This window comes from Actinosynnema sp. ALI-1.44 (genome assembly GCF_001984155.1).
In the GTDB taxonomy this organism is placed as follows: Bacteria; Actinomycetota; Actinomycetes; order Mycobacteriales; family Pseudonocardiaceae; genus Kibdelosporangium.
In genome coordinates this window covers 1,114,696-1,133,273 of sequence record NZ_MTQO01000054.1, presented here as the reverse complement: position 1 = coordinate 1,133,273, position 18,578 = coordinate 1,114,696, and the positions used below count along the sequence as shown (strand labels likewise).

13 protein-coding genes are annotated in these 18,578 nt (G+C 66.9%); 8 read left to right on the top strand and 5 right to left on the bottom strand.

Annotated features, from left to right (window positions below):
- The first annotated feature begins 196 nt into the window (after positions 1-196).
- From ALI144C_RS51980 to ALI144C_RS55100, 7 genes are all read left to right on the top strand, one after another.
- Entirely contained in the window at positions 197-1,969 is a 1,773-nt protein-coding gene (locus ALI144C_RS51980; protein ID WP_076994645.1) for an HSP90 family protein, read from the top strand.
- Positions 1,966-4,734, top strand: coding sequence for a hypothetical protein (locus tag ALI144C_RS51975; protein WP_076994644.1), 2,769 nt, complete (start codon positions 1,966-1,968; stop codon positions 4,732-4,734). The genes ALI144C_RS51980 and ALI144C_RS51975 overlap by 4 nt, the downstream gene beginning before the upstream one ends.
- 133 nt (positions 4,735-4,867) lie before the next feature.
- Positions 4,868-6,445, top strand: coding sequence for a hypothetical protein (locus ALI144C_RS51970; RefSeq protein WP_143231430.1), 1,578 nt, complete (start codon positions 4,868-4,870; stop codon positions 6,443-6,445).
- Positions 6,446-6,821: 376 nt separating this feature from the next.
- Positions 6,822-7,802 carry a hypothetical protein gene (locus ALI144C_RS51965; protein WP_083754173.1) on the top strand — a complete coding sequence of 327 codons (981 nt, stop codon included), beginning with the start codon at positions 6,822-6,824 and terminating at the stop codon, positions 7,800-7,802.
- A 95-nt stretch (positions 7,803-7,897) separates the two neighbouring features.
- Positions 7,898-9,991 (top strand): AbfB domain-containing protein, encoded by a 2,094-nt coding sequence (locus tag ALI144C_RS56490; protein ID WP_076994642.1) that lies wholly within the window; start codon positions 7,898-7,900, stop codon positions 9,989-9,991.
- Positions 9,992-10,106: 115 nt separating this feature from the next.
- A complete protein-coding gene (locus ALI144C_RS51955; RefSeq protein WP_143231428.1) occupies positions 10,107-13,838 on the top strand; it encodes an ALF repeat-containing protein in 3,732 nt (1,243 codons plus the stop codon).
- Between the two features lie 3 nt (positions 13,839-13,841).
- On the top strand, positions 13,842-14,078 hold the full coding sequence (locus ALI144C_RS55100; protein ID WP_076994922.1) for a hypothetical protein: 237 nt from the start codon (positions 13,842-13,844) through the stop codon (positions 14,076-14,078).
- A 528-nt stretch (positions 14,079-14,606) separates the two neighbouring features.
- On the opposite strand, the gene ALI144C_RS51945 is transcribed toward ALI144C_RS55100, so the two are convergent.
- The 4 genes from ALI144C_RS51945 to infC all read right to left on the bottom strand — a co-directional run bounded on the left by ALI144C_RS51945 (position 14,607) and on the right by infC (position 16,695).
- A complete protein-coding gene (locus ALI144C_RS51945; RefSeq protein ID WP_076994921.1) occupies positions 14,607-15,410 on the bottom strand; it encodes a TrmH family RNA methyltransferase in 804 nt (267 codons plus the stop codon).
- On the bottom strand, positions 15,407-15,787 hold the full coding sequence (gene rplT, locus ALI144C_RS51940; RefSeq protein WP_076994640.1) for a 50S ribosomal protein L20: 381 nt from the start codon (positions 15,785-15,787) through the stop codon (positions 15,407-15,409). Before rplT ends, ALI144C_RS51945 begins: the two co-directional genes overlap by 4 nt.
- A gap of 71 nt (positions 15,788-15,858) precedes the next feature.
- Positions 15,859-16,053, bottom strand: coding sequence for a 50S ribosomal protein L35 (gene rpmI, locus ALI144C_RS51935; RefSeq protein WP_076994639.1), 195 nt, complete (start codon positions 16,051-16,053; stop codon positions 15,859-15,861).
- A gap of 75 nt (positions 16,054-16,128) precedes the next feature.
- Complete coding sequence (infC, locus tag ALI144C_RS51930) at positions 16,129-16,695, bottom strand: translation initiation factor IF-3 (protein WP_143231504.1); 567 nt, start codon at positions 16,693-16,695, stop codon at positions 16,129-16,131.
- Positions 16,696-16,953: 258 nt separating this feature from the next.
- Here infC and ALI144C_RS51925 point away from each other — a divergent pair, with 258 nt between their 5' ends.
- Positions 16,954-17,340: a DUF1844 domain-containing protein gene (locus tag ALI144C_RS51925; protein WP_076994638.1), complete on the top strand. Its 387-nt coding sequence runs from the start codon at positions 16,954-16,956 to the stop codon at positions 17,338-17,340.
- Positions 17,341-17,508: 168 nt separating this feature from the next.
- On the opposite strand, the gene ALI144C_RS51920 is transcribed toward ALI144C_RS51925, so the two are convergent.
- Positions 17,509-18,447 (bottom strand): hypothetical protein, encoded by a 939-nt coding sequence (locus ALI144C_RS51920; protein WP_076994637.1) that lies wholly within the window; start codon positions 18,445-18,447, stop codon positions 17,509-17,511.
- Positions 18,448-18,578 lie beyond the last annotated feature (131 nt).

The following is an 18,578-nucleotide window of genomic DNA, read 5'->3' as shown; positions in this document are numbered from 1 at the left end:
TGTGCGCCCGCGTTGACCATGAAATAGGCAACGACGGTAGCCCAACGATCGTAGGCGACCCTCACTTCGCGCAACTCAATAGGTCACATAAGCGCTCATGCCCTCCGTGGAGTAACAGGCAGGGCACTCGCCCGATAGAGTGACGCGCACGACACTCGCGTCGTCCCCCATCGTATTCCGAGGTCAGCTACCACTCATGTCCAGATCGTTCGGCGTCGATCTCCGAGGCATCATCGAGCTGCTCAGCCAGCACCTCTACTCCAGCCCTCGCGTCTACGTCCGGGAGCTGTTGCAGAACGCGACGGACGCGATCACCGCACGCGACGGCGGCCACGCCCGGATCGTGCTCGAACCGGCCGAGCACACCGGCGACGGCACACTGCGCATCTCGGACAGTGGGATCGGGCTGACCGAGGACGAGGTGCACACCCTGCTGTCCACGCTCGGCCGTACCTCCAAGCGCGACGAACTGGGCTTCGCGCGACAGGACTTCCTCGGCCAGTTCGGCGTCGGTCTGCTGTCCTGCTTCCTGGTCGCCGACGAGATCCGGCTGGTCAGCCGATCGGCCAGGGGCGGCAAGGCGGTGCGCTGGACCGCTGATTCGTCCGGCACCTATGAAGTGGTCACCGACGACTCGGCACGGGCCGAGATCGGCACGACGGTGACGCTCGTGCCCCGCAAGGACGCCGAACACTGGCTGCAGCACGACATGGTCGTCGCGCTGGCCAGGGAGTTCGGCGAGTTGCTGCCCGCCGAGGTGCTGGTCGGCGACGAGCGCGTCTCCCAGCCCGACCTGCCGTGGCTGCGGCCGTCGGACGAGCCCTACGACGTCCACGTGGACAGGCTGGCCGCGTACTGCGAGCGGACGTTCGGCTTCCAGCCGTTCGAGGTGCTGCCGCTGGACGTGCCCGCGGTGGGGCTGACCGGCGCGGCGTTCGTCATGCCGGACACGGCGCATCCCGGTGCACGTCAGGCACACCGTGTGTACCTCAAGCGCATGCTCGTCGGGGACTCGGTCGAAGGGCTGCTCCCCGACTGGGCGTATTTCGTTCGCTGCGTGGTGAACTCGTCCGCGCTGCGCCCGACGGCCAGCCGCGAGTCGCTCTACCAGGACGAGGCGTTGCTCGGGGTGCGCGACGAGCTCGGCACCGTGTTGAAGGACTGGCTCGTGCGGCTCGGCGGGAGCGAACCCGACCGTGCGTCGGCGTTGCTCGCCAAACACCAGCTGGGCATGAAGTCCGTCGCGCTCGTTGACGACGACCTGCTGCGGCTGGTCGAGCACTGGCTGCCGTTCGAGACCACCGACGGCAACGTGACGCTGCGCCAGTTCCGCAGGCGCCACAACAGCATTCTCTTCACGCCCGACGTGGACGAGTTCCGCCAGCTCGCGCCGGTCGCCCAGGCCCAGGGGCTCGGCCTGCTCAACGCGGGCTACGCCTACGACGCCGAGCTGATGCGGCGCGTCGCCGAGGTCGACGGGTCCATGGCGACCCGGCGGGTGGTGCCTAGCGAGTTGCTGGCGACGATGGACCGGCCGGATCCCGTGGTCGAGGACCAGTTGCGCACCAGCCTGAAGCTCGCCAGGACAGTGCTGGACCGGCACGACTGCGACGCCGTGCCGCGCGAGTTCGACCCGATCTCGCTGCCCGCCCTGCTGATCACCGACGCCGACCGGGAACGGCAGCGCGACAACGCAGAGATCAGCGAGCAGAGCGACCCGCTCTGGGCCGAACTGATCGAGCAACTGGCCGAACCCGCGTCCACAGCGAGCCAGCAACTCGTACTCAACACACGCAATCCGTTGGTGCGGCGGCTGTCCGAGCTGACTGACCGGACGTTGGCCGAGCTGACCGTCGAATCGCTCTACGTGCACGCGCTGCTGCAGTCCCGGCGGCCGATGCGGCCGAAGGACACGGCCGCGCTGAACCGTTCCTTCCTTGACCTGCTCGACCGGGCGGTGCGCCGATGACCGATCCCGTCGACCACGCGGTGCGGCTGTTCACCGAGGCAGCGGACATGCCGACCGGTATGCCCAAGCACGAGGCGCTGGAGCGGGCCGCGCGCGCCGCGGACGCCAGCGGCGACAAGGAACTGCCCGCGCTCTGCCGTCTCGCGCTGATCGAATCCTGCTACTACCTCAACCGCTACGACCTGATCCTGGCGCCGATCGCGTGGTGCCACGTGGCCGAGCAGCACGACCCGTCGGTGTTCACCGCCAGCGGCATGCGCAGCCTGAACTGGGCGCACAAGTGGGTGCCGGTCGGGCTGCGCCGGGATCCCCGGTTCACGCTGGCCCAGATCGAATCCGTGCTCGACGAGCTGGAGACGCGGTTCAAGCGGTTCGGCTTCTCCCTGCAGCCCGTGTGGGGCCAGCGAGCGCTCACGGCGACGCACGTCGGCGACTTCGCGTTGGCGGACGAGCACTTTGCCCGGTTCCTCGGCACCGAACGCGACGACATGTCCGACTGCGCGGGATGTGTGGTGGAGGAACAAGTCGAGCATCTCGTGCTGCGCGGGCGTTACGAGGAAGCGCTGCGGCACGCCGAACCCGCGCTGGCTGGGCGGTTCACGTGCAGCACGCAGCCCCAAGGCGTACTCACCGCGCTGTTGCCCGCGTTGACAGCGCTGGGCGAGGTCGAACGAGCCAAGAACGCCCACCTGCTCGCCTACCGGCAGTCCCGTGAACAGGCCAGCCAGGGGTACGTGGGACTGCACCTGGAGTTCTGCGCGGTGACCGGCAACGTGCCACGCGGGATGGAACTGCTGCGGCGGCACCTGGACCAGGTGCACCACGCCACCAGCCCGATCGGCACGATGAACTTCGCGGCCAGCGCCGCGCTGCTGCTCAGCAGGCTCGACACCGACCGCACCGAACTGGTCGTGCCGCAGCCCGGTGGTGGCGTGGAAGTCACCACGGCCGGGCGACTCCGGGAGTACCTGACGGCACGAGCGCGGGACCTGGCCGCCGAGTTCGACAAGCGCAACGGAACGACCAGGCAGTCCGAGCGCGTCAAGTCCATCATGGACGCCCCGGATGCCGTGCACGTGCCGCTGGCCGTGCCGAATCCGGCCGCTGCGGCCGAACCGCTCACCGCGGACCCGGTCGAACTGGCCTACCAGGCGCACCTGGCGTACGAGGAGAACGACTTCCTCACCGGGCAGCGGCTGCTGAAGTCGCTGCCCGCGGACCTGGACCCGTTGCTGCCCGCGACACTCGCGGCTCAGCTGGCGGCCCGCCGGACAGTCGTGTTCCCCGGCCCGGACGTGCTCGACGACCTGCCGAAAGCCATCCAGCGCCTGGTCGAGCTCGGCGAGGAGGACCAGGCGGCACGGTTCCACGCGCGGCTGGGCATGCTCAAGGCCGAGGCGGGCGACCTGGACGGCGGCATCGCGACGGCCGAGGAGGCGCTGGCGCGGGCCGAGGCGCACTCGTCGTCGACCGGCCGGATCCTGGTCCGGCTGATCCTGTGCGAACTGCTCGACAACCGCCACGAGCACATCCACGCGTCGGAACTGCTGGCGCAGGCCGAGGAACTGGCCGTCCAGACAGCGCCGGAGCGGGTCACGTCCGTCCGGCTGGAGCAGGCCGACCACGCCGCCCGGCAGGGAAACCTCGACGAGGCGGGCAAGATCATGGACGAGGTGCTCGCCACACCGGGCCTGCGCCCAGGCGACCGGTTCCACGCGCTGCGCGCGCGGATGGCGGTCGCCGAGATCCGCGGAGACGTCGAGCCGGCGATGCGGCGATCGGCCGAACTGGTCGAGTTCGTCAAGGACTACCCGGGCCCGTGGCGGCCGGATGTGCTGCTGCACAGGGCGTTCATGGTGGACAACATGGACCGCGCGGGCGAGCACCTGCGAGAACTCGTCGAAACCGTCGCCATCTGCCGAACCGAAGGCACATCGCTGGAGACCGCGCACGCGTGCTACATCCTGTCGTCGGGCTACCTGGCGCACGGCCGTCTCATCGAAGCCGCCGAGGCACTGGAGGAAGCCCTCCGGCTGTTGCCGGAGCGGGACGAGGAAGAGGCGACGCTGCGGATCCGCTACCGGCTCGGTTCGGTCTGCGCCGAACTCGGCGAGCACGCCCAGGGCCGCAGGTACTTCCAGGCCATGCTCGACCTGGTCGGCAACGCCCCGGCGGCTTCCCAGGCCATGGTCTGGGCCGGGATCGGCACGACCAGCCACGCGCTGGGCGACGCGGAAGAGGCCGAGCGCTGTCACCGCCGAGCCGCCGAGCTGTGGACCGAGGCCGAACTGCCGGTCGAGGCGTGCCGCGCGTGGATCAAGGCAGCCGCCGCGATCGCCGACAAGAACCCCGAAGCGGCACTGGAAGCGTTGCGGCAGGCGGAGTACCTGATCCCCGACGGCGACATGGCCGACCGACTGACCGCGGAGATGCTGGAGCTGCGCGGCTACACCTACACCCAACTCGAGCGGCACGCCGACGCGTTGGCCGACAACCTCCGCGCCATGGACCTCGTGGTCGACCTCGGCGAAACCGACTGGCAGATCTTCCTGATGGTCCGCGCCGCCCGCTGCCACGTGGCCATGGCCGCGCCGGGCACGGCGGAACAGCTGGCGAAGGACTCGGTCGACCTGATCGCCGACGACACGCCCCCGAGCATCGTCGCCCGCATCCTGGACGTGCTGTCCCGCGCACTGGAAGCCCAGTCGAAACCGGTCAGCCAGGACAGGACAGCACGCATGCTCAGCGCCCGGTTGCGGACCTGATCCAGAAAACGCGTGGTCACCGACTTCCCTGTCGTTTCAAGGATGTCTCCGACGGTATACCGCAGCGCGGCTGTACAGTCTGTGCCGACTTGGCACGGCGTACGTGCCCGACTGTGTTCCGTAGGGAGAACCAGTGACCTCGGCGATTGAGTCGATGAGTTCGAGACCCGCTGACCCGGACGTTGAGCGCCGACGTGCGTGGTGGCTGCCTAACAGGTCGTGGGTGCCGTCGCTGTACGTGGCGGTGGTCGCCATGGCGGTGGTCGCGGTCGCAAAGGCCGCTCTGATTGACGACACGTACATCACCCTCAGCTACGCCCGGAACCTTGCATACCACGGGCATTGGGGTCTGGTCCCCACGCAGACCGCGAACACCGCGACCTCGGTGTTCAACGTGTGGATTCTCGCGGCATTCACCGCAGTCACCCGGCAACCCGTGCTGGCGTTGGGCATCGTTCACGTACTGTCCGCACTCGCCGTCGAGTACGGGTTGCGCCGGGTTGCCCGCAAGATCGGTCTGCCCACCTGGTGCGCACCGCTTGCCGCGACACTGGTTGTCGTCAACCCGCTGCTGATTTCCTCGATCGGTCTTGAGATCACCCTCGGGGGCGGACTGACCGCTCTGCTGCTGGCCAGCGCGGTCGACGAACGGCCTGTCCTGTTCGGGCTACTCGCCGGTCTTCTCGTGTTGACCCGGCCGGACTTGGTCATCGTGGTCGTCGTCGTGTTCGTCCTCGTGCGCCACAAGTGGGATCGCCGCTGGTGGTGGGCTCCGGTGGCGGCGATCGGGATAACCGTTCCGTGGTATGTGTGGAGCTGGATCGCTCTGGGGTCGGCGGTGCCGATCACCCTGTTCATCAAGACGGAAAACCCGACCTGGACGGCTTTCGGGAACATCTACGGTTTCGAGAACGGACTGGATCTGTACTTGCGCGTGTTCCCCGCCGCGACAGTCCTGTCCGTCCTGCCCGCAGTGCTCGGTGTGCTCGCCGCACTCATCTGGGTCGCATTGCGCCTGTTCCGGCCCGGTGACCGGGTTCGGCAACTGGATCGCGTCGCTCCGCTGGCGCTGGCCGGAGTGCTGCACTTCGTGGCGTACTGCATGCTCGGAGTCGCACCGTTCCACTGGTACTACGGTCCGAGCATCATCTGCACGACGATTTTCCTGGCCGCCGCGGTCGCCGCTGCCGCGACACCCGCTCAGCAGTCAAAAGTGGCGTTGCATCCGCGATCAGGGCCGTTGGCGGCCGTCGTACTGCTCGCTGTCGCCTGCATCGGCTACTACGGTTTGCGCGGGTTACCGTCGCGGTTCGCGCCGATCCAGACAAACTGGGCGGCGCCCGAGCAGTATGCGCAGATTGGTTCCACAGTCGGCATCATCGCGGGCGATCGAGTAGTCGCCTCGACCGGTGAGGTGGGGGCCCAGGCCTACTTCTGTGACTGCGCCCTGTCGGACTTGTTCTCCAACCCGGCTGCCGCCGCGGGCATGCTCCCTCCGGTCCTGGCGAGGTCGGGCCCGATCGGCCGCACGCTGCTCGACTGGAACTTCCACAACTTCGACTGGGCTCCAACGGGAATGAAGAACGAGCTGATCCTCAAGCACCTGAAAACCCCACCGGACAACGCCATAGCGGTGTGGGCAGTCGACACGTCGTGGAATCCGGGGGCCGACCCTGGCCCGTGGTACGTCGCGCTGGTCCCAGCGCCCTGACGGGTGACTGCGGCACTGAGTGCGTCACTGATTGTTCGCGCGTGTGGTGTCAAGCCTTTTCACTCGTTTGCCGAAGGGGCGTGGCATAAGTATGCCGATACATCAGGGATCGTGATGGTCGCCCGGTGCAAATCCATGCGGTGGATTGGCTTTTCCCGTAAGGGCGGTTAGACCGTCTGTCTGAACTTTCACAACAGTGTGTTGTTTTCGTTGCGCGGCGGTGGTGAGGCGGTTACGTTCCGTTGGGACCGAGCCGGGGGGCTCAGTGTGGACTCGATCGAGGGGGTCAAGGGTGAGACGTGCCCTGGTTTGCGCTGCCTGTGTCATGGCTTCTTTCTCCGTGGTAGCACCTGCCGTGGCCCAGGAGGGCCCGTCGGTGGCGATCAATGCGGAGCAGCCGTCGGATGACTGGGTGTGGGTGAGATACCTGGCTGGTACGCATCCGTACAGCACGGTGCGCACGTCGGCGTGGTCTGCGTTGGTCAGTGCGGATCCGGACGCGGCGATCGCGGCTTTTCTGGCTCCGGGCGGTGGTTTCGACTACGCGGTGGAGCGTGCGCAGCAGCGTCGTGCGCGGAATATGGATTTCGTCCGTCGTGTGTACGAGACGACGACGCCGGATTACTCGCCTCAGGTCCACAACGAGGCCAAACGCCTGTTGGGTCCGAATGCGACAGACGCTGAGCGTGAAACGTTCGTGCGGTCGGGATATGAGGCCGCGCGGTCTCGTGATCGGGTGTATCGCGATCAGGTCGGCAAACAGAGGCAAGCGCTTGTCCAGCATGATCGGGACTATGTGCGGTCGCTGTCCACCAACGATCCCGGTGAGCAGGTGCGGTTGTCCGCCTCGTACGCGATGCGTGAGGGCGCGACTGATGACGACCTGGTGGAGTTCTTCGCCTATGGCTGGGCGGCTGGTTCGCGGCTGGATCTGGAGGTGTTCCGGATGCGGCACGCGACCGACAACATGCAGTGGCGATCCACCATCGTGCGGTTGATCGCTGATGCCGAGGCCGCCGAGAAAGCCGCGCGTGAGGCCTCGGAGGAGGCCAAGCAGCAGGCCAAGGACGCGGCGACGCGGGCGTGGCAGCAGGTCGGTACCCAGACTCAGCCGGCTCGTTCGGGCTGGTCGGAGGCGCAGCAGTCGGCGGTGCGGCAGGCGGAGAACTGGCGTGCGGTGCTGGCGGCGGCGCAGGCCGCGCTGGGGCCGAACTGGACCTCGATCATCGACCCGGCGAAGGCGTCGGAGGCGGCGTGGTCGGCTGAGCGTGACTCGGCCGCGCAGCAGGCGGCGTATTGGAATGCGTTGCTGCAGCAAGCAATCGACGGCGAACAGCGCGTCAAGCACACTCTCTGATCTTCCTGTCGAGCACCTCGCCCCTATGGGGCGAGTGTTGTGTCATGCCCAAGAAAAGGGGAGGAATGCGAAGAACCATGGTCCACAGTAGACGTATGAGGCGGAGTTTGGTGGCCGCCGTGCTGACCACGGGCCTCTTGGCTCCGATGTACGCGCATGCGGCAGGGCCGCAGGAGGTTCCGCCCGCGGCTGCGTCCCGCAACTCCGAGGTGACGGCCCAAGCACCGGCGATTCCCCAGGAGGCACCGGATCCGGGAGCGACGGCGGTACCGGAGGCGACCGAGGTCGAGAAGATCAAGGCGGTGCGCGCGATCGAGGTCGGCGAAGCCACCGACGAATGGCTGATGCTGTCGGACAAGAACTTCGTGTTCCGCGTGTATGACCGGATCAACCCGGACAAGTACCCGCTGACCAAAGCGGAGGCGTACCGGGTCTACAAGATCGTGGTGGACAAGCCGGACGCGCCGGACGCGACCGCGTTCATCCGCACGGGTATCCACGACTTCGTCGACCGGGACCACATCGAGTACGCCCGTCGCCAGGAAGAAGCGCGCCAGGCCCGGGACGCCCGGCAGAAGGCGGCCGCGTTCGCCGAGATCCCCGCTGATGCGGCGATGCTCGACGGCAACGACCAGAACTTCGTCTACCAGGTATGGCGCCGCTCCACCGGGCCTAAGGTCAAGGACGGCGCCGGAACCGCGTGGGGCGGGGACGCCACCACGTGGAAGACGTTCATCACCACCACGATCTTCACCCTGCATCTGCAGGACCAGCGCGACGCGATCGACGAGGCGAGGAAGGAAAGCGAGCAGAAAGCTCGCGAGTTGGCGGCGAAGCAGGCCAAGAAGAACGCTGCCGCTGTGCTGGGGATCGTGGCCCCGGACGGTTGGCTGGTGCTGAGCGACGACAACTTCATCCGTCAACTGCTGGCGACACCGGAGTTGGCGGACCCGCGGCACAGTGAGGTCCGCACCGCCGCCGATGCCGCGTTGCGCGGGACTCCGGCGGACTGGGCGGCGTTCATCGACACCGGTCTGAAGGCCGCCGACGGGCGTGACGCGAAACGCGAGCAGGATATCCGCGAGGAAGCAGACCGCAAGAAGGTCCGCGACATCAAGGCCAAGGCCGAGGCCAGTTTGATGCGGCCGCGTCTGGTCGCCGCGGCGAACGCCGCGCTGGCCGGTACGTATGCCGATGTCGTGAAGTTCCTCGCGGAGACGCAGTACGCGACGCTGACCCAGTCGCTGATGGCCACGACACCGGAGACAGCGGCCAAGGGCTGGTATGTGCGGTCCGGCGGTGGGGACGCGTGGATCACCCCCGGTACCCAGAGCGACACGGTCGCGGATGCTCCGCTGGGTGAGGCGAGTTGGAAGGTCGTCCCTGGCCTGGCCGACGCGAACTGTTTCTCGTTCGAGTCCACCACGCACGTGGGCAGTTACCTGCGGCATCAGAGTTACCGAGTGAAGCTGCACGCCAGCGACGGCAGCGAGGTGTTCAATAAGGACGCGACCTGGTGTGCCAAGCCGGGCTTGGCAGGTTCGGGTGTGTCGTTGGAGTCCAAGAACGTGCCAGGCCGTTACCTGCGGCACGCCAATGCGGAGCTGTGGCTGGCCAACGACAGTGGCCAGTTCGCGTGGGACTACCCGGGTGGCTTCAAGCAGGACGCCACCTGGAACGTGGCTGATCCGGACCCGCTTGTCACCACGCAGATCATGCTGCGCTGGCTCAACGACGACGGGTGGCGGGTTTTCGCGGGCGGCCCGAAGGCCGCTGAGGTGCTCGTCGATGGCATCCGCTATCGCGAGTTCGTCAACAACACCCGCGCCTATTGGGGCAAGGACACAGGCGTGCGCAGTGTCTCCGGTGCGGCGTTGACGAAGTACCTGGCCTCGGGCGGGCACACGTTGCGGATGCCGATCCAGGACACCACCGCGACACCGGACGGCATAGGCACCTTCACGCACTTCGCGGGCGGTCTGTCCATCTACGCGAGTCGGCACACCGACGCGCACCTGGTCTACGGCGCGATCCGGGATCACTGGCAGAACCTGGGCTGGGAACGGTCCTACCTGGGCTACCCCACCAGCGACGAAGAGCAGGTCGGCATCCTGCGCCGCAGCACCTTCCAGGGCGGCTACATCTACCACGATCCGAAGGCCAAGAAGACCTGGGACACCAAGTTCTGAGCCGCCCGTAGTCCTGTGGGCCCGGCGCTCGTATTCGGCGGGTGCCGGGCCCACGTGTGACCTGTCGAGGGGAATGACACAGATGAGACTTCTTCGAAGAGCGGTGGCGGCGTCGTTGACGTTCGCCTTGTTCAGTGGCGTTGTCCATACCGCCGACGCCGCACCCGCAGCCACGACTACCGCAGCGGCTGCCGAGGATCCGGCACCGCCGCGACCGATGCCACCGGACCCGTACAAGGAGTGGGACGGCAAGACCGGCATCCCGGACACCGGCGACCCCCGATTCCGGCAGCTGGTGGCCGACAACGCCGAACTGGCTGAGGACGTCGAGGTTCGTGACGCCGCCAAGGCAGCGTTGGACGCCGGTCGTCCGGGAATCATGGCGTTCCTCAACGGCGGCAAGCGGGAAGCGGAACAGAAAGCCACAGCACGCAAGGAAAGAATCGCGCAGGAGAACCGGGCCGCGATCGAACCGCTACGCGGGACTGGTGGCCCGTACCTGCGGGCCGAGGTGGACCGGGTGCTCGCGGGCACCGACCTGGACCGTCTGCAGTTCCTGGTCTACGGCAGAGCGATCGCCGAACAGCGCGACGCGGCCGCGATGCAGAGCGTCCAACAACGGGCCCAGGAGAACCGGGCACGAGTACAGATGCTGGTCGGCGCGGGTGGCCCGGAGGTTCAACGTGCCGCGCAGGCCGCGTTGGACACCGGGGACGCGGCGATCGAGCAGTTCCTCGCCAGCGGCTACTTGGAAGCAGCCAAAAAGGACGCCGAAGCCCGCGAGAAGTTCCTCGCCGACGAGGAAGCACGCCGCAAGGCAGCCGAGGCGCTGTCGGAGCTGGCGAAGAAGTCCGCTCGCGCCAACGAGGCCCGCAAAATCCTGATGGTGCAGCACGGTAACGGCATCCGTGCGCTGCAGCGCTCCTCGAACGCGCTGATCCTCGGGGGCAATGAGGCCCGTAGGGCTGAGCAGATCCTGGCCGCGAACACCGCGGGCGGGCAACATCCGCCCGACGCTTTCGATGAGGTGAAGGCCGAGGTCGCCCGCCAGTTGGGTAACGCCCGTGCTGCGGCGGACGACGCGCGACGTGCGGCGGTCCAAGCCCAGGTTCAGGCGGATGTGTTGGTGGAAACCGGTCTGCCGTATGGGACGCAGTGGGCGCAGATGGCCTACGGCATGTCCCAAGCCGCACTCGCGGCCGTGTCCGCGGTGGAGACCGCCGCGCATTCGACCGATGCGGCCGCGTTCACCGACCAGGCCCGCAACGCGCAGGAAAAAGCGGAGCGGCACGCTGAGCAGGCCAAGAAATGGCGCCAGCACGCTGAAGCACACGCCCGCGCCGCAGCGGACCTGGCTGAGGCGGCCCGCGTGCAGATGGAAGCCGCGAAAGACGCCGCAGCCCGAACCAAGGCCGCACGTCAGGCTGCGGAAGCGGCCGAGGCGCAGGCGTGGGCGGCTGCCGAGCGGACCCGTCAGCAGCGCATCATCGCCGAACGAGAAGCGGCGACCGCAGCCGCCCAACGAGCCATCGCGCAGCGGGAACGGGCCAACGCCGGAGCGGCGCGTGGGCGAGCCGAGCAGCACGCCTCGGTGGCGCGTTCGATGCGCGGTGAGGCTGAGGCCCAAGCTGGCATCGCAGCCGCCGCCCGAGGACGGGCCGAAGCGGCCGATGGTGCCGCGGGGCAGGCGGAAACCCGCGCCCGCGGCGAGGAAACCAACGCGGTAGCCAGCCGTGACAAGGCCTACCAGGCTGAACGGGACCAGCGCGCTGCTGAGGCGCGGGCGAACGCGATGGACGCCATGGCCGCCGCCGCGCGTGGCGGCCCGCACGCCGTGGAAGCCCAGAATGAGGCCAACAAAGCACGCGGCGACGCCACCATCGCGGCGGGAGCCGCTGGCGCGGCCCGCAACGCCGCCAACGTTGCGACGGGTGCGGCGGCGGGTGCGCGTGGCGCGGCCACCGAAGCCACGCGTGCCGCAGCCCGTGCGCGGGCCGCAGCGCAGGCCGCGCAAGCGGCTGCCGCACGAGCGAACGCGGCAGCCAACCGAGCCGAAGCCGAAGCAGCGGAAACCCACGCAGCCGCTCAACGCGCCGAGTCGGCGGCATCGGACGCGACGTTCAACGAGGCCAAGGCCGCCGAAGCGGCACAGAACTCGATGAACCTGGCCAACCAAGCGGCGTCCGAAGCGATGAACTCGCAGATGTCGGCCGAACGCACCAAAGCCGAATCCGACGCCGCGGCTCAGGAAGCGGTGTCCGCAGCGACCCAGGCCAGTCTCGCGGTCCAAGCCGCTGCGGCGGCGAAGTCGTCCTCACAAGCGATCACCCAACCAGCCAACACCGCGGTCACCGTGGTCGCACCGTTCACCGGCCAGGACATCGACGCCGACTTCGTCATCAAGGTGGCCGAGCAGGCCAGACTCGTCGGCGCCGAACAGGCCGCAGCGGCGGACAAGCGTGCGAAGGAAGCGCTCGAAGCGGCACGGCTGGCCCAAGAAGCCGCCGACCGCGCCGCGGCTGAAGTCAAACCTGCGTATGACGCAGCCGCTGCAGCGGCGAAGTCGTCAGCGGCAGCGGCACAGTCCGCTGCGGAGGCTCAAAAAGCGGCCGCCGACGCAGCAGCCGACGGTGCTGCGGCCCGCGCAGCAGCCACCCGCGCCAACCAAGCAGACGCACAAGCCCGCGAGGACGCACACAAAGCCCGCAACGCCGCCAACGCGGCAGCCAACGACGCCGCGATCGCGGGACGGTCCGCTGCTGCCGCCGAACGCGACGCTGCAGCAGCCCGTTCCGCTGCCAGCAGGGCCGAAGCCGACGCAGCCGCCGCACGAGGAGCCGCCGACCGCGCCGAAACCGACGCAGCCGCAGCTGCTGCAGCAGCAGACAGCGCACAGAAACACGCCGACGGAGCCGCCGCAGCAGCCAAGAACGCGTACAACGCCGCCATCGAAGCAGGCAAAGCCGCCGACCGCGCCGAAGAAGCCGCACGCAAAGCAGAAGCAGCACGACGAGCAGAACAGGCCAGACAAGCGGGAGAAGATGTACCGAACCTGACTGCCGAGGAGGAACAACTCCTCTATCGGATGGGCGGTCCTGAGCTGGTCGAGCAAAATCGTGAGGCTATCGAACAAGCCAAGCACGGGATCATTGACTTCATCATCCAAAATGGTGGGCAGATCATTCTGGATGAGCTCGGAATTACTAACGCGAAGAAGTGCTTCGGCGAGGGCGATGTTGCAGCCTGCCTGTGGACGGTTTTTGATGTTGGTTCCCTCCTGGTTCTGATTGCAAAACTTCCGGCGGTCAGTGCCGCGATCGCCAAGATCGTCGCCGGACTCGCCAAGTTTCTCGAGGGCTCCGCAGCAGGGCGAAAGATTCTGGAACTTGGCCGCGCGATCGTGGCTGAGGCAAGGGTAGCGTGTGCCGCTAGAAACGGTTTTGCTTCAGAATTGACGATTTCAGCTCCTGGCGGCAGCTTGAAATCGGTCGACGCTTCACCTATGGCCACACAGGGAGCCGCTGCAGGGGTTTGTCCGCGTTTTACGGTCGACGCAGACGGAGAAGTCATTGATATTCTCACCCCGGATGGCAAAATCGAGCTTCCCAAGGTCTTAGACGGCGGTAAAGCCAACGAAGTGGGTAAACGGATTTGGGCAAATGGTCCGAAGCTGGCAGCGGAACTGATCGGCAAGCGGTCGCCGGAAGAGCTGCGAAGGGTCGCCTCGAAGGAGGACGCTAAACGATTGCAAGATTTCTACGCCTACGTACAGAAGAATATGCCGAGGCATCCGACAGCTCCTTATCGAGTAAAATTGTGTCAGGAAATTATTGATGCTTGGAGTTGAGTGATGCCTGATATAGAGATTCGTATTTCTGGAAACAGTGCCGGGCATGTATGTTTCGAACCCAATGGGATGGCGTACTTGCTTGAGCCGGGAGAGCGTATGTATGTTCGCGCGGATCCGGTGCAGTTGGCCGCATTGCAAATCGAATACTGGGAAGGCGGGGTAAATCTATGGTTCTCCGGAAGCGTCACAACTTTCGACAAAGATGGAAGTAGGCTTGACGAGCTATGGGGTGGCTGAACACGCGTGAGCAATCCATGAAGCGTAGCGGTGCGTTCTCCAATAAGGCGACTCCTCCACTATCGACTGAGATAGATAGCAGGAATCCTGTGGATCGAACACCGCATGCCCGGTCGACTGCGGAAAACATGGAACTTCTTATGGACACCGGAGACGACATCTGGATATACCCGTCGACAGGGAAGGTGCTGATCGAGTACTGGCATTCGGGCCGCATCACCGCAACCGAGATTCACAACACCGTTCAGCTCTTGATTAGCAGATCTTGAAAACAGTAATGCTACGTGCCAGTTGAACTCGCATAAACGGCTTACTGCCTCTGCTTGGCGTCAAGACACGCCACGTGTCGTCGCCTGCGTCAAGGCAGGCGGGACTAACCAGGACACGGCCGAGCTTCCGCGAGAAGCTCGCCCGTGTTTCTCCACGTCAGCACTGCCGTGAGGCACGGTTAGCGTATACATGACTGAGCCGTCCTCGGGCTGCTCAGCCCGGGGCTACGGGGGAGCGCAGGCCACAGATCGCTGGGAACTACCGCAAATGCCCTGCGTACAAGCAAACCGCCGCCGCTGTTGCGAGGTTCAGGCTCTCTGCCTTGCCGAAGATGGGAACGCTCACCACGTCGTCGACGGCGGCAAGCACTTCGGGATCAAGCCCGTGTGCCTCGCTGCCGAACACCCACGCGGTTGGCTGGGTGAGATCCAACGCGGTCAACTCGGTCGTGACGTGTCCATCGGCTGCGACAAGGCGCAATCCGGCCGCGCGGCACGCGTCGAACACCGCAGTGGTGCTCCGAGAACGCGCAAGAGGCAGGTGGAAGACACTGCCAGTGGAGGCGCGGACGCATTTGCCGTTGTGCGGGTCGACGGTGTCACCGGCGAAGATCACGGCGGATGCACCGGCGGCGTCGGCGACCCGCGTCACCGTGCCTGCGTTGCCTGGGTCGGACACACCAACCAGTACAGCGACTAGCTTCGGTGCGGTGAGCGCGTCGTCCAGCGAGACGTCCAGCAGTTCACAGACCGCGACGATGCCCTGTGGGGTCACGGTTTCCGAGAGCCCGTCAGCGGCTCGATCGGTCACCGTCGATACCTGGACACCTGCCGCGCTGGCCTCGGTGATGAGTTCGGAATTGCGTGCTGCCGCCGTTTCGGTGACGAAGACCTCGTACACCTGGCCGTGGCGCAGCGCTTCCCGGACGGCCTGGGCTCCTTCGGCGAGGAACCTGCCCGCCCGTTCTCTGCCCGCGCGTTTGGTCAACTGCCGGGCAGCAGCGACCCGGGGCGTCCGCTCGGTGAAGAGCTGGTCCGCCCCGGGTCGGGTGTGCTCGCTCAGGCCTTGTCCTGGGACTGAACGGCCGGAACGTTGGCGCGGGAGACCTCGACCAGCGCGGTGAACGCGGCCGGGTCGCTCACCGCGAGCTCGGCGAGGATCTTGCGGTCGACCTCGACACCTGCGACCTTCAGACCCTGGATGAAGCGGTTGTAGGTCATGCCGTTCTGACGCGCGGCCGCGTTGATGCGGGTGATCCACAGCTGCCGGAAGTCACCCTTGCGGGCGCGGCGGTCGCGGTAGGCGTAGTTCAGCGAGTGGAGCACCTGCTCCTTGGCCTTGCGGTACAGCCGCGAGCGCTGGCCGCGGTAGCCACTGGCCAGCTCGAGGGTCGTGCGGCGCTTCTTCTGGGCGTTGACTGCCCGCTTGACGCGTGCCACGGGTCCATCCTGCTTATCTCTGTGGGGCGTTCGGGGCGCCCCGGGTGGTCAAGGGAGTGGAGCTGGGAAGCTCAGATGCCGAGCAGGCGCTTGACGCGCTTCTCGTCGTTCGGGGAGACGTCCGTGGTGCCCTCGAGGCGACGGGTCAGCTTGCTGGACTTCTTCTCCAGGATGTGCCTGCGGCCGGTCATCTCGCGCTTCAACTTGCCCTTGCCGGTCACGCGAATGCGCTTGGCAGTGCCCTTGTGCGTCTTGTTCTTAGGCATGGTCGTCCTCATCTAGGTGCTTCCGCCCGCCGTGCACGGGCGGAAGCGCTCACTACTTCGGGTGACCCCGGTGGCCTACTCGGCGGGGTCGGTGTCGGACTGCGGCGTGGTCGCCTTGGTCTTGGGCTTGGCGTTCTTGTGCGGCGCCAGGACCATGATCATGTTGCGGCCGTCCTGCTTGGGCGAGGACTCGATGATCCCCAGCTCGGCCACGTCGTCGGCCAACCGCTGCAACAACCGGTATCCGAGCTCCGGGCGGGACTGTTCACGGCCGCGGAACATGATGGTGATCTTGACCTTGTTGCCGTGCTCGAGGAAGCGGACGACAGCGCGCTTCTTGGTCTCGTAGTCGTGCGGGTCGATCTTCGGCCGGAGCTTCTGCTCCTTGATCACCGTGAGTACCTGGTTGCGCCGGGACTCGCGGGCCTTCTGCGCGCTCTCGTACTTGAACTTGCCGTAGTCCATGAGCTTGCAGACAGGCGGGCGGGCCTGCGGGGCCACCTCGACGAGGTCGAGATCCGCCTCCTGTGCGAGGCGGAGCGCGTCCTCGATGCGGACGATCCCCACCTGCTCGCCGTTCGGCCCGACGAGTCGGACCTCCGGCACCCGGATGCGGTCGTTGATACGTGACTCGGAGCTGATGGTGCCTCCTCTTTCCCGAGTACAAAGTCTCTCTAGCTGGTGGCTGCGGCCTGCGGTGTGACCCCAGTAACGCGTCAGGCCCCGTCGCCATTGCTGACGCGGGGCCCGCTGCCTACACCGATCCACGACGTGCACGCACGTCGCGCCGCAGCGAGCTCGCGCTGCTGCGATAAAGACCGGACCCGGACACCTGTGCGGTGACTCGGGTGGGAGCGGGGCTCCACTTGCCGCCCCCGTTCGCACAGGGGCTGGTCGCAGATGGAAGGGTACCAGATCGTGAACGACCCCACCGCAGACCCTGCTACCAGTGACGACGACAGTGTCAACGTCCGCGACCTCAGCGAGATTCCCAGCGTGGAGGTGATCAGCCGCGCGGCCGTGATGCTGATGTCGGCCGCGGCCGAGCGGCTGGGGCTCGCCGACCCCGACCCGGACACCTCGCCCCGCCGCGACCTCGACGAGGCCAGGCGGCTGATCACGGCACTGGCCGGGCTGATCACGGCGTCCGTCGAGTACCTCGGACCGCACGCCGGACCGCTGCGGGAAGGGCTCCAGTCGCTGCAGCGGGCCTTCCGCGAGGGCTCGGCCTTCCCCGACGAGCCGGGCGCCGGACCCGGCGAGAAGTACACCGGCCCCGTCCACTGACTCGTGAGTGGTTGGCCGGGTCAGAACCCGGCCACCACTCACGACACACCAGCGGCCCCTGGGAGGGTTCCCAGGGGCCGCTTCTCGGGTGTTGGGGATCGGACCCAACTGTGACCCGGCGCCGGTGAGGCGCAGGAGGGGAGGCCAGCGCCGGATCACATGATCTGGTTACTTCTTGTCCTTGGCCTTCGCGCCGTCCGGCGCGGCCACGAACCAGGTGCCCTGCACGCCCTCACCGTTGGCCTGGCAGGGCGCGGTGTCCTTGGCGAAGCGGTAGACCGGCGAGCCCGCGACGGTGACCTGCTTGGTGCCGTCCTGGCGGGTGACCGAACCGATCAGGCTCTTGTCGACGCCCTCGGCGATGACGTTGTCCTCGGCCTTCAGCGGCGGCCACTTCGCGGCGCAGTCGCCGTTGCAGTTCGACGCCGACGGGCTCTTGGTGTCCTTGTCGAAGATGTAGAGGGTGAAGCCCTTGTCGTCGGTCAGCACCTTGCCGAACGGCTTCACGTCCATGGCGCGCACCACCGTCGTGCCCGGCGCGGCAGCCTTCACCTTGTCCTTGGCGCGGGTGCCGTTCGGGGCGGCGACCCACCACGCTCCGCCGACGGCCTCACCTGTGGTGTCGCCCGCCTTGGCGTCCTTCTCGTAGTAGTACATCGGCCAGCCGCCGACCGTCAGCTGCTTGGTGCCGTCGGGGCGGTCGATCGAACCGACCATCGCCTTGTCGACGCCTTCGAGCGTCATGTTGTCGGACGCGGGGGCGGGCGGCCACGCCTTGGCACAGGCGTCCGCGCAGTTGGACTTCGGTGGTTTCGCGGTGTCCTTATCGAAGCGGTAAAGCGTTTTTCCTTCCGCGTCGGAAAGGATCGTGCCCAGCGTTCCCGACTCCGTCGCCTTCAGACCGGCGCTCGCGGCACCGGCGCGGTTCGCGGGTGCGTCGTCAACGGCCACCGTCCCGGTCGGCGCTGCGACAGTCGGCTGCTGTTCCAGCTGCCGTTGGTTGGCCGCAGGCGTCGCCGTGGGGCTCGCCCCGCACGCCGCGGTGGCCAGCACGGCGCCGACTGCTGCCGCGGTGGCAAGGATGTGCCTCACCCGAGGTGGTGCCATGACTTGAATCCCTTCTCCCGCTTGATGCCCCGGTGCATCTGTGCGGGGCCGTGGTTGCTCACCCACAACACGAGCGGGGTCCGACAGCGGTTCAGCGGGATCCAAGAATTTTTCAACGCGGCCGCAGGCCT

What these genes read in the sequence shown, in the direction of transcription:
- ALI144C_RS51925 (WP_076994638.1), top strand. Translation starts at nt 16,954, where the DNA reads ATGGAAGGGTACCAGATCGTGAACGACCCCACCGCAGACCCTGCTACC.
- rpmI (WP_076994639.1), bottom strand. Translation starts at nt 16,053, where the DNA reads ATGCCTAAGAACAAGACGCACAAGGGCACTGCCAAGCGCATTCGCGTG.
- ALI144C_RS51980 (WP_076994645.1), top strand. Translation starts at nt 197, where the DNA reads ATGTCCAGATCGTTCGGCGTCGATCTCCGAGGCATCATCGAGCTGCTC.
- ALI144C_RS56490 (WP_076994642.1), top strand. Translation starts at nt 7,898, where the DNA reads ATGAGGCGGAGTTTGGTGGCCGCCGTGCTGACCACGGGCCTCTTGGCT.
- ALI144C_RS55100 (WP_076994922.1), top strand. Translation starts at nt 13,842, where the DNA reads ATGCCTGATATAGAGATTCGTATTTCTGGAAACAGTGCCGGGCATGTA.
- ALI144C_RS51920 (WP_076994637.1), bottom strand. Translation starts at nt 18,447, where the DNA reads ATGGCACCACCTCGGGTGAGGCACATCCTTGCCACCGCGGCAGCAGTC.
- ALI144C_RS51975 (WP_076994644.1), top strand. Translation starts at nt 1,966, where the DNA reads ATGACCGATCCCGTCGACCACGCGGTGCGGCTGTTCACCGAGGCAGCG.